Here is a 12,609-nt window from a genome sequence, read left to right as displayed (position 1 = left end):
GTCCGTTTTTTTGTTAATAGTAAACGGATTAATATGCTTATTTTTTTATAATTTTATATTAAAATTGGTAGCGTATTCTATCAGAAAAACTTGTCTCGGCTACACGTCTTTTAAAAATTTTTTGATAGTTTACATCAATATAGAGAGTTAAATTGTGAGATAATTGTGTATTGTGCTAAACGCACCTTTAACGGCAGAATCTATCGGATTAAGATAAAAATGAATACCAATCTGTTTAGTATCATCAATATCAAAGTTTTTTAAGGAAGTTCACTTTCTCATATAAGGATGGGGTATGATCTTCTACGCTTCTAACAATAGTTTTTGTTAGATACCTACCTATCCGGACTAACTGGGGAGGCTGTCTGATTTAATTTTAAGATCATCAATATGTTAAAAGGCATTAAAAATCAATTCCTTAGTACACAAATTATGTTTGTGCTTCAAAAGGTTAGTTCTCTGATGATTTTTTGCAAATTTTTGACAAATGATTGTTGAGGCAATTAACATTTTTACAGCATAATTTTAATAGTATTTTTTTTATAGAAGTTTTAGAGATATTTGCTGGCCAGATATCATAAGGGAAGAGTGTAGCCATATGAAAACACTATTATGCTCTGTTATGTTGTAGCTATAATTGATGATTTATCCGGTATGCTTTTTTTGCATTTTCTATATCCTTTGGAGTGAATGAGAGTGGCTGTAGGTTCCTATCTATTTCAAATGTGCAGTGGTTAACTTTTCATTTTTCTAATATCATCTTTGCTTGGATAGCTCCATGGGGCATATTAGCACCATATCTACCTTCAAAGAGGAGCATAATCAAACGGTAGAGTTTCTGTACTTCCATAAGTGAAAAAGCAAGAAATCTTCTATTTTTTAAGATTTATTCTTAATGCTGTTATCTTTATATTATCTAAAAATACACTTTGCTTAGCTTTATGGGCAAATTCGATGATAAATAGCTGCGCAACCCATGTGAAGAGGAGGAAAAGCGTATTTAAGTGGAAAAGAAAACACTTCAGGAAAAAATGGATTTCATGTACGAAAAGGCTGCATAACTTTGTGACATATTCTAGATAAAAATACCTGATCTTTTATCTTGATAAAAATGGTATAATGTAATGATTTATAATGATAATTTATCGTTACTTTCATTGCGTTAGAGTTCTGAATAACGTAAGATTCTCTCATTTTAAACCTGTTTGTCTTAAATCAAGAAAAACCATTCTCTTGCACACCACAAGCGGGGCTGGCGTGTGGGTAAAAAATGTATAAGAAAGGTCTAAAATGGCTCTTATGAATCGTCTCAAGAGCTAAGGTCTTTAGCAACACCCACGAGCTGGAAAATATAATGATGGTGCCGGCTTGCTCCTTCACAAACGTAAAGATGGGGGTGCTCAATGCTTTATCGTTATACCATTCATGGGCGCTGTTGCTAAATGGACTTGGGTGCTTTGAGAGATGTCTCTTTAAAACAAGCTCGTGAATTGGCAACTGGGTGGCGTGCTGTTTTACGTGAGGGGCGTGCCCCCATTAAAGAACGTGAGAAACGAAAACGTGAGGCAATGCGTAATCTCCATTACTTAAAAGACATTGCCTTAGATGCTTTTGAAAGTTGTAAAGCTGAATTAAAAAATGATGGAGATGGAAACTGTTTTCACCTTTAAAACTCCATATTCTCCTCAAATTAGGCTGTCTGTCTATTTCAGAGATTACACAAACAGAAATAGGCAATACCCTCGCTCCCATCTGTCATACAAAAGCTGGAGCTGCTAATACAGTACTGATGCGTCTCAAGCTTTGTTTTAAACATGCCGCGGCGTTGGGCGTGGATGTTGATTTTACAGGTAGTAGAAAAAGCAAGGGCTCTCTTAAGGAGGGATAGTGTAGTGTTATTAGGATTTATAAAGCGAAAAGGCAGCATATTGTGGCTGCCTTTTTTGTTAATGCATAGAAAAGAAATACGCTGTTTTGACAGTTTTGTTTTAAAACTGATAGCGTATGCCACCTGAAAAGCTTGCACCACTTATACCAGTTTTTTGAAGCTTTTGTTGATAACTTACATCACCATGAAGGGAGAAATTGTGAGACAGTTGTGCACTAATGCCAACGCCGCCTTCAATTGCAGGTCCCATAGGATCAAGGTCAAAGTTTCTGCCAATCTGGATGGTACCATTATCACCAAAGGTTTTGATCAAGTTTACTTTTCCATAGAAAGACATAGGACGGTTGTTTTCAGTGGAAATGGTTTTTGTCAAACGTCCACCAACACGGATCAACCATTGAGAAGGATTTTTCATATCAACGGTAAAATTATCAGCATCTTCAATGGTATTAAACATCAAATGTTGATAGGCAATTTGTGCTTGTGGCTCGAAGGTTAAGCCTTCCATTCCAGTTGCAAACTCTTTGCCAACAGTGGTGGAGATACTCAACATTTTGGCGTTTTTCAATTTTGCGGTATTTCCTCTGATGGCATTGCCGATATCTCCTTTTATTATCCCATAGGATAGCAGTGTATCCATATAGAAACCATTGTTATGCTGTACGCTGCCATAAGCTGTTAGTGACCATTTATCCAATGTGCTCTTACTTGCATCATCCATATCCTTTGGAGTGAAAGACAGCCGCCCATAGGTGCCTACAAGACCGAAATGTGTTGTGGTATTTTGCCCTTCAATTGCTGCTAATGTGACACCGGCTTGGAGAGCAGCATAGCGGATATCAGCACCATAACCATATTTGAGAGGTCCGCGTTCAGAAGATAAGGTTCCTGTGTTTCCGTAAGTATAGAGGAAGAAACCGGTTTGTTTTTCTTCTTCTTTTCCTAAGACAGATGTTCTGATATTGGCTAAAAGTGCATTTTGTTTAGCCATATCGGTTAATCCACTATAGAAGAGAGCATTTGGCATGACCAAATAACTTGCTGTTTGTGGTACAGGGGCAACGGTAGGGATATTTGTTTCAGGATCAGGATTTGAACCAGAATTGGAGTCAAGCAGTTCGGGTTGCAAACGGAAATCCCAGAAATTTTCATTCTTTTCATCAAAGAGGTTTTGTGCAATATCGGCGTTGCCTTGGCTTGAGTCTGGTCCATAGGCACGTAGTGTATACATATCTGGTAAGCCACCTCTTGTGGTATAGCCATTTACCAGTTTGAAAGAGTTTTCCTCTGCTTTTCCAGAAACTTGAATAAGTGAAAGACCCCGGACATTGGCAGCAGCAGAGGTATTTGCTTCGATATTGTTCTCTTCTAAGCGCCCCGTGACATAAACTGATGTGTTGCCAGAGACATCCCCATGGATCAAAAGCCTATCGGTTTTTTGGTCATTTATTGCAGCACCATCACTCCAAGCCGTGTTGAAGTAAATCTTTGCATCTCCCGTTGCATTGTAGACTTCTTGCGTGTCTGGTTTACCAGAACCTATATGCAATGTTTGGTAATGATCTTCTGTTGGTCCATTGTAATGATCTTCTGTTGGTCCATTAAAGATAATGGAGCTGTTATCGAGATTAAGCGTGGAAATATCAGAACGAGATCTTTGAGCGATATCAAGGAGATTGCCATCATCATCTTTTTCGTTTTTGCTAATTTTCAACGTCCATGTTGTATTGTTTTTTAGATCAAAGTGCACATTTCTGTCTTTAGCAATATTTGCTCTGCCCTCTAAAATAGACTGATCTGCGCTTAATGTGAAGGTGCCGTTGGAGATCGTTTTAACCTCTTTACCATCCCACAAATCTTTATCTTTCCATGATGTTTTGTCCCAAAAAATACCATCTCCTAATAATACGTCAGCATGGACTTCTGATTTTTTAAGATTGACTGTGCCGATTGATGGAGCAGTAGCATCTTCGATGCTTTTTTCAACAACAGTTCTAACGAAAATTCCTGTACCATTTTCAGCATGAAGCTCTGCATTGGTCAGATTGATCTCATTACTATGATATTTTTGTGGATCATGCGAGCTATTCGGATTATTATCGGAGAAAGTTGCGAATTGTAAACCGGCAACTTCTGCTGTGGCAGAAACATCTGTCAGATCAATATGTCCGCCATTTATTACAACCAGTGCAGCCATTTTTGCTTCTATTGTATTTTTCTTCCCCTTCTGAGGAGTATCGGATTGGGTATCTAGGCTTTTAGAATTAGTATCAATAGCACGATTGCTCGTTTTAATTGTGCTACCTTCAATGACAAAAAGACCAACATCAACATTTTGAATGGTTGTTTTGCCATTGAATTCAACTATACTATCGGCATCCCAAATGTTTACACCAACGGTTGCTGCTTCGGACTCACCACCGGTTATTGTTAAATCTCCGCTAATGATTTGACTTCCACCGTCTGCATAAAAACCTTCATCGACATTTTGAATGGTTGTTTTGCCGGTTAACTGAATTTCACTACCAGAATCCTCTGTCCGTACACCAGTGCTTATTTTGCCGAGATTTTCATTAATTGCTTTACCACCGACTACTGTTAAATTTTCGCTGGTAATTTTGCCACCATTTATTGCTCTAAGACCCTTCAAAATATTATTAATCGTTGCCGTTCCATGCAATTCAATTCTGCTATCAGGACCAAGTGCAAGTGCACCGGTTCCCGCGTCATTCGTTGTTAAAGCTATATCCGTGACATCAATCTGTCCACCATTTCGTGCCTCAAGCCCATGTGTGAATTTTTCAATGGTTGTTTTTCCATTTAGTTCGATCTTGCTGTTAGGCAGGTCAACTCCTACACCAGTGCTTTCTTCTTTTGCTCCAGAACCGATGAGTGTTAAATTTTCGCTGGTGATTTTACCACCATCAAATGCTCCAAGACCGTTCAAAGCATTGTTAATCTTTGTATTGCCTTTTAATTCAACTATGCTATCAGAACCAAGTGCAAGTGCACCGTTTCCGAAGTTATCGGTTGTTAGAGTAACATCCGTAATTTCAATACGTCCACCATTTTTTGTAAGTAATGCGTTTTCATGTCCATTCAAACTTCCTCCTATGACAGCCCCTCCTTTCATTGTGATCTTGGATTCTATACCATCTGCATGGAGTCCAGTACCATTAGGTGATGCGACTGTAACATTGTTGTTTAAAGTAATGATGCTGCCATTTTGAGCAGATATTGCTGTATTTTTTGCACGAAATGATCCTCCAGAGATTGTTATTGTCGAGTGATCATCTGCAGATATGCCTGTTAGTGCTTGAGTAACGGTTACATTGTTCAAGGTTACTGTGCTGTTTTTAGCACTTATTCCTAAGGATAGTGAACTGTTATCGTTTTCACTCGATATTACCACGTCTTCCAGCTTGTTTTTTTTACTCTTACTGTCAGAAAAGGAAGCACCAGTGCTAGATAAAAAGCCAGATGAGGAGGCCTCCATTCCAGAATATGTAATTGTTCCCTTAGTCATTTGAAGTGTAGCACCGTCTTTGGCTTCAAGGCCTAAGAAAATACCAGAACCAGTGCCTTTAATGGTTGTGCCATCCAGTAACTCAATCGCACTGTTAGCACCTTCTGCTGTTACAGCATAGACGGTTTGGTTTGTGCCTTGGTTTATATCTTTATTCGTAACAATGGTTAAATGTTTTCCAATGATTTTGCCACCGTCTTTTGCGTGAATAGTTTCGTAGGTTTTATCGGATACTTCTTGTTGTTTTCCCCCAGAAACTACGAGGGTTTCAGCATGTGCACTGAACTGGATGTTGAACAGGATGATAGCGGCTGCAGCTGTGCATGATAAAAGGGATGTTTTATACACTAGTATTCTCCTTATGATAGCCCCCAAATATTCATTTCCCCGCGAACTTCATAAGAAGAAGTGAAAATGGATAGTTGTTATTAATTTCAGTAATTGTCTTTATTTGGTAAGACATTTTTGGTTTTTTGTCAAAATTAAAAAATAATTGATATTAATTATGTCTAATACAAAATGTATTTATAATTGATTTTATTTAAAGAATTATAATTTTGAATATTATTATTCAGAGAAATATTGTGAGATACTGATATAGTGGTACCATAACATCTTTTACCTGATGGTAGATGACGCAAATTGGGGTTATGAGGGAACAAAAAAGGATGTAGAAGAAGCTAGTAAAAAAGCTAACTTACTTGGGCTTAAAGTGGGCTTTCATCTTTCAACACAGTGGTATTAATTTATTTCTAATAGACTTCTCTTTTTTTCAAAGTAGGAAGTACTCTTCATTCACTGGGGATAGAAGTGCTCTGTTGCGTTTGTTGTGTCTTGTCTTGGGGATTTTCGTAAAGAACTAAGTATAAAGAGGGAAGGGTGCTTTAAAAGGAAAAAGGATGACTTTAATGTACAAAAAAGGCAGTATATTGTGCTGCCCTTTTTGTTAAATTGAATAGAATGAATAGGCTATTTTTACAGCCTTGATTTAAAACTGATAGCGTATGCCACCTGAAAAGCTTGCACCACTTATACCAGTTTTCTGAAGCTTTTGTCGATAGCTTACATCAGCGTAAAGAGAGAAATTGTGAGACAGTTGTGCATTGATGCCAACGCCGCCCTCAATTGCTGTTCCCATGGGATCAAGGTCAAAATCTCTGCCAATCTGGATGGTACCATCATCACCAAAGGTTTTGATCAAGTTTGCTTTTCCATAGAAGGAAATGGCAGGACCATTTTCAGTGGTCATAATGGTTTTGGTTAAACGTCCACCAACACGGATCAACCATTGAGAAGGATTGTTCATATCAATTTTTAAATTATCAGCATCTTCAATGGTATCAAACATCAAATGTTGATAAGCAAGTTGTATTTGGGGCTCGAAGGTTAAACCTTCCATTCCGGTAGAAAATTGTTTGCCAACGGTGGTGGAAATACTCAACATCTTTACATTGTTCAATTTCGCGGTTTTACCAATGATAGCATTGGTGATATCGCCCTTTATTATCCCATAGGATAAAAGCGTATCGATATAGAAACCACTGTCATGTTGTACACTACCATAGGCAGTGAGAGACCATTTATCTAGGGTGCTTTTACTTGCATCCTGCATCTCTTTTGGAGTGAAAGACAGCTGCCCATAGGTACCTATAAGACCGAAATGTGTCGTGGTATTTTGTCCTTCTAATGCCGCTAATGTGACACCGGCTTGGAGAGCAGCATAGCGAATATCAGCACCATAACCATATTTAAGGGGACCGCGTTTCGAGGATAAGGTTCCTGTACCCCCATAGGTAGAGAGGAAGAAACTGTTTTTTAGATTTTTCTGCTCTCCCAAGACTGTTGTTCTCATATTGGCTAAAAGTGCATTTTGCTTGGCCATATCGGCCAATCCAGTATAAAAGAGGGCATTTGGCATAACCAAATAGCTTGCCATTTGTGGTACAACTGCTCTTACTTTTGAATCGGGGTCAAGAAATTCAGGCTGCAAGCGGAAGTCCCAGAAATCTTTATCCTTTTCATCGAATAAGTTTTGGTTAGCATTGGCCTTGCCATAACTTGATACTGGTCCATAGGAAGTTAGCGTATATTTATAAGGAGTTCCTCCTATGGTGGTATAGCCATTTTTCAATTTAAAGGAGTCTTCTTTTGCTTCTCCAGAAACTTGAATAAGTGAAAGTCCACCTATATTTGAAGGAGGAGAAGCATTTTCTACACTCTCTTTATCCCCTGAAACACTTTTGACATAAACTGTTGTGGTGCCTGCTACATCACCGTGAATGAGAAGCCTATCGGTTTTTTGTGCATCTATTGCAACACCATCACTCCATATAGCGTTGAAATGAATTTCTGCCTCACCAAAGGCATTATAGACTGCTAGAATGGTTGGTATTCCAGATCCTACATGCAATGTATGATAATGATCTTCTACCGGTCCATTAAAAACAATAGAACTATCATTAAGATTGAGCACAGAAATATCAGAACGTGACCTTTGAGCAATAGCAAGCAGTTTTCCATCATCATCGGTTTCTTTTGTACTGGTTTTCAATATCCATGTTGTCTTGTTTGTCAAATCAAAGCGTACGGTTCTGTTTTCTGCAATTTTTGCTCTTCCCTTTAATACCGAGTGATTAGCATTTAGTGTAAAAGCAAAATTATTTTCTTTAGTTGAAGCTTTTGCTGCTAATAAAATATCGGCACTGATTTCTGAATTTTTGAGATTGGCTATACCGATTGATTGGTCTGCGTTAATTCCAATACTATTTTCAGTGCGAATCTTTGTATTTGTCAAGTTGATTTCTAAGGCGTTATCGTCCTCGGATTTATCAAATGTTATGCCACTGTTTTCTGCTGTTGCAGAAACATTTGTTACATCAATATATCCGCTATTTTTTACAACAAATGCTGATCCTTTTGCTGCTACGGTCCCTCCATTCATTTTAATCGTGCCACCGTTTTCTGCATAAAGTCCGATGAAAGTATTGCTAATCGCTGTATTTCCATGCAATTCAATTAAGCTGTAAGGATTGCTGGCAGCTGCACCGTATCCGTTGCCATCCATTGTTGTTAGAGCAACGTCTGTGACCTTAATATGTCCACCGTTCATTGCAAACAATGCCATGGTTTTCGCAGTTACTGTTCCACCAGTCATTATGATTGTGCCACTATTTTCTGCATCAAGTCCGGTTACAGCATTATCAATAGTTGTCTTCCCATACAATTCAATTAAGCTATTAGGATCGGTGGTAGCTGCACCGTATCCGTTACCATACATCGTTGTTAGAGCAACATCTGTGACCTTAATATGCCCACCGTTTTTTGCAAACACTGCCATGTTTGCAGCGGTTACAGTTCCTCCCGTCATTGTGATTGCACCACTATTTTCTGCATTAAGCCCGATGAAAGCATTATTAATTGTTGTCTTTCCATGCAATTCGATCAAGCTATCAGGATCGGTGGTCGCTGCGCCATAGTTACCATTTATTGTTGTTAGAGCAACATCTGTGACTTTAATATGCCCACCGCTTTTTGCAAGCAATGCCATGTTTGCAGCGGTTACAGTTCCTCCCGTCATTGTGATTGCACCACTGTTTTCTGCATTGAGCCCGATGAAAGCATTATTAATCGTTGTCTTTCCATCCAATTCAATCAAGCTTTCAGGATCGGAGGTAGCTGCTCCGTATCCGTTACCATACATCGTTGTTAGAGCAACATCTGTGAGCTTAATATGTCCCCCGCTTTTTGCAAGCAATGCCATGTTTGTTGCGGTTACAGTTCCACCTGCCATTGTGATAGTACCACTATTTTCTGTATAAAGTCCGATGAAAGCATTATTAATCGTTGTCTTTCCATCCAATTCAATCAAGCTTTCAGGATCGGAGGTAGCTGCTCCGTATCCGTTACCATACATCGTTGTTAGAGCAACATCTGTGAGCTTAATATGTCCCCCGCTTTTTGCAAGCAATGCCATGTTTGTTGCGGTTACAGTTCCACCTGCCATTGTGATAGTACCACTATTTTCTGTATTAAGCCCGATGAAAGCATTATCAATTATTGTCTTTCCATATAATTCAATCAAGCTGTCAGGATCAGTGGTAGCTGCACCGTATCCGTTGCCATCCATTGTTGTTAGAGCAACATCTGTGACCTTAATATGTCCACCGTTTGCTGCAAACAGTGCCATGTTTGTTGCGGTTACAGTTCCATCCGCCATTGTGATAGTACCACTATTTTCGGTATAAAGTCCGATGAAAGCATTATTAATTGTTGTCTTTCCATGCAATTCAATCAAGCTGTTAGGATCGCTTGTCGCGGCACCGTATCCGTTGCCATCCATTGTTGTTAGAGCAACATCTGTGACCTTAATATGTCCACCGCTTTTTGTAAGTACTGCCGCGCTTTTCCCAGTTACAGTTCCACCCGCCATTGAGATAGTACCACTATTTTCTGTATAAAGTCCGATGAGAGCATTATTAATTGTTGTCTTCCCATCCAATTCAATTAAGCTTTCAGGATCGGTGGAAGCTGCACCGTATCCGTTTCCGTCCATCGTTGTTAGAGCAACATCTGTGATCTTAATATATCCACCGTTCATGGTAAACAATGCTGCGCTTTTTGCAGTTACAGCTCCTCCCGTCATTATGATAACACCACTGTTTTCCGCATCAAGTCCATTTATAGCATTAGTAATCGTTGTCTCTCCATCCAATTCAATAAAGCTGTAAGGATCGGTGGAAGCTGCACCGTATCCGTTTCCGTCCATCGTTGTTAGAGCAACATCTGTGACCTTAATATATCCACCTTTTTGTGCAAATAATGCTCTATTTCCCGCAGTCACTGTCCCTCCCATCATTATGATTGTAGAGAATAAACCGTCTGCATAGAGTCCATCACCATCAGATGATGTAACTTGAACGCTGCCTTCTTTACTATTGGCTAAAGTAATGAAGCTGCCGTTCATTACGTATAGCCCTGTGTGTTCTCCATCAAATGCTCCTCCTAATATCGTTACTTGTGAACCATCTTCTGCCGATATGCTGGTGTCTGCTTGCGTAATGGTTACATTTTCTAAAGTGAGATGACTTCCGGCAAAGGCCGTTATTCCTGTGTATAAAAACTCTTCTTTTTCATTTTCTAATTCACTTTCCCATCCAGGGTCTAATTCATTGTCCGATGTTTTCACACTTTCTAGCTTGTCTTGATCACTTATGCTGGTATTTGCATAAGTAATGGTTACATTTTCTAATTTGTTTTTATCGCTTTTACTCTCATTGAAGAACGCACCAGTTTCAAAAGCCGTAATGGTTCCTCCAGTCATTGTGATTGTGCTACCGTTTGTTGCATAAAGCCCAATTACAGCGTCATTAATTACCGTATTTCCGTGTAGTTCAATTGTGCTGTCAACATCATTAGCTATTGCACCGATTCCGGTGCCATCTTTTTTTAAAGTAACATCTGTGACGTCAATATGTCCGCCATTTTCTGCAAGTAATGCTGTATTTTCTCCAGTGACTGATCCTCCTATCATTGTGATTGTGGATTGTGCACCATTTGCATAGAGTCCGTCACCATGAGATGATGTAACTTGAACACTGCCTTTTTTATTATCGGCTAATTCACTATAGGTTAAAGTAATAGCGCTGCCTTCCGTAGCAGATATTCCTTTGAGTTCTCCATCAAATTCTCCTCCTAAAATCGTTACTTCAGAATGATCATTTGCAAATATACTGGTGTTTGCTTGCGTAACTGTTACGTTTTCTAAAGTAACTTTGCTTTTGTTGTCGGCATTTATTCCCTTGTCCATGAAGTGGCCATCTTTACCGCTTGATATTGTTACACCTTCCAGCTTATTTTTATCATTCATACTGTTTTCGAAGAAAGCGCCAATTTCAGAAACCGTAATAATGCCTCCAGTCATTTTGATTGTAGCACCATCTTTTGCATTAAGACCAAGACGAATGTCAAAATCAGTTCCTTTAATGGCTGTGTCTTGCAGTAATGTAATCGCACTGCCAAGACCGTCAGCTGTTACAGCATAAATATCCGTGTCTTTATTCCCAACCACAGTTAAATGTGTGCCGGTGATTTTCCCGTTGTCTTTCGCATTAATAATCTCATACGTTGTGTTAGATACTTCTTTTTTCTCGCCGGAAACTTCAAGAGTTTCAGCATATACATTGAGATGGGTGTTGAATAGCATGACAGCTATGACAGCTGTGCAGCATAAAAGGGATTTTTTACACATCAAGATTTTCCTAACTTATAAGAGCCACACACTCTTCCCCCGCTTATAAGAAGGATATCAAATGGATGGATATTTTAGAGATGGAACGTGAATAGGATATTTTTATTTTTTTGTAAAGTATAAATTAACTTATACATTTAGCATATAATGTATTATATTTAAATTCATTTAGTATTAAATGAATACATTATGTTAATATTATGTAAGTATTATAAGTTTTTCTATTCAAGATATGTGTTATGTTTGCATAAAACTTGTTGCTTATGCTTAAAGAAAAGAAATAGGCAAGAAAATTTCAAAAAACTGTATACTTGAGCCTGATAGGGATCTCTTCCAACATCATGAAACCAAAGATGATACCATAGCTTTCATGTTTTTCTTTAACACGGTTACGATAAAATAGCGCTCATTGATTTTTCAATCGACTTTTAGTTTTTTCAAGGGATATTTTTACTAGTTAAAAGCGCGATATTTTATTGTCTTGAGTTTTTTAACTAATTTTCTTAAAGAAAAATGTTGGCGGTGTGTATTGGTAGAAAAGAATAGGGGAGAGATAAAAAGGCAGCATATTGTGCTGCCCTTTTGTTAAATTGAATAGAATGAATAGGCTATTTTTACAGCCTTGATTTAAAATTGATAGCGCATGCCACCTGAAAAGCTTGCTCCAGAGATACCAGTTTTTTGAAGCTTTTGCTGATAGCTTACATCACCATGAAGGGAGAAATTGTGGGAGAGTTGTGCATTGATGCCAACGCCGCCTTCAATTGCAGGTCCCATAGGATCAAGGTCAAAATCTCTGCCAATCTGGATGGTACCATTATCACCAAAGGTTTTGATCAAGTTTACTTTTCCATAGAAAGACATTGGACGGTTGTTTTCAGTGGAAATAGTTTTTGTCAAACGTCCACCAACACGGATCAACCATTGAGAAGGATTTTTCATATCAAC

General features: G+C 38.5%; 3 protein-coding genes and 1 pseudogene. 1 reads left to right on the top strand and 3 read right to left on the bottom strand.

Features of this window, described 5'->3' with window-relative positions; all coding sequences use genetic code 11:
* Nucleotides 1-1,290: 1,290 nt before the first annotated feature.
* Nucleotides 1,291-1,877 (top strand): annotated as a pseudogene (locus ACFILW_RS05485) (integrase arm-type DNA-binding domain-containing protein); the annotation flags it as partial.
* 111 nt (nt 1,878-1,988) lie between these two features.
* Here ACFILW_RS05485 and ACFILW_RS05480 read toward each other — a convergent pair.
* From ACFILW_RS05480 to ACFILW_RS05470, 3 genes are all read right to left on the bottom strand, one after another.
* A complete protein-coding gene (locus ACFILW_RS05480; protein ID WP_375685306.1) occupies nt 1,989-5,762 on the bottom strand; it encodes an autotransporter outer membrane beta-barrel domain-containing protein in 3,774 nt (1,257 codons plus the stop codon).
* Between the two features lie 640 nt (nt 5,763-6,402).
* A complete protein-coding gene (locus tag ACFILW_RS05475) occupies nt 6,403-11,661 on the bottom strand; it encodes an autotransporter outer membrane beta-barrel domain-containing protein (protein WP_375685305.1) in 5,259 nt (1,752 codons plus the stop codon).
* 627 nt (nt 11,662-12,288) lie between these two features.
* Nucleotides 12,289-12,609: autotransporter outer membrane beta-barrel domain-containing protein (locus ACFILW_RS05470; RefSeq protein ID WP_375685304.1), on the bottom strand; the 321-nt coding region annotated here is incomplete at its 5' end.

It is taken from the genome of Bartonella sp. TT110JLCBS (assembly GCF_042193405.1).
GTDB lineage: Bacteria > Pseudomonadota > Alphaproteobacteria > Rhizobiales > Rhizobiaceae > Bartonella.
Note: the sequence above shows the minus strand (reverse complement) of the source record. Positions and strands in the feature narration are given on the sequence as shown.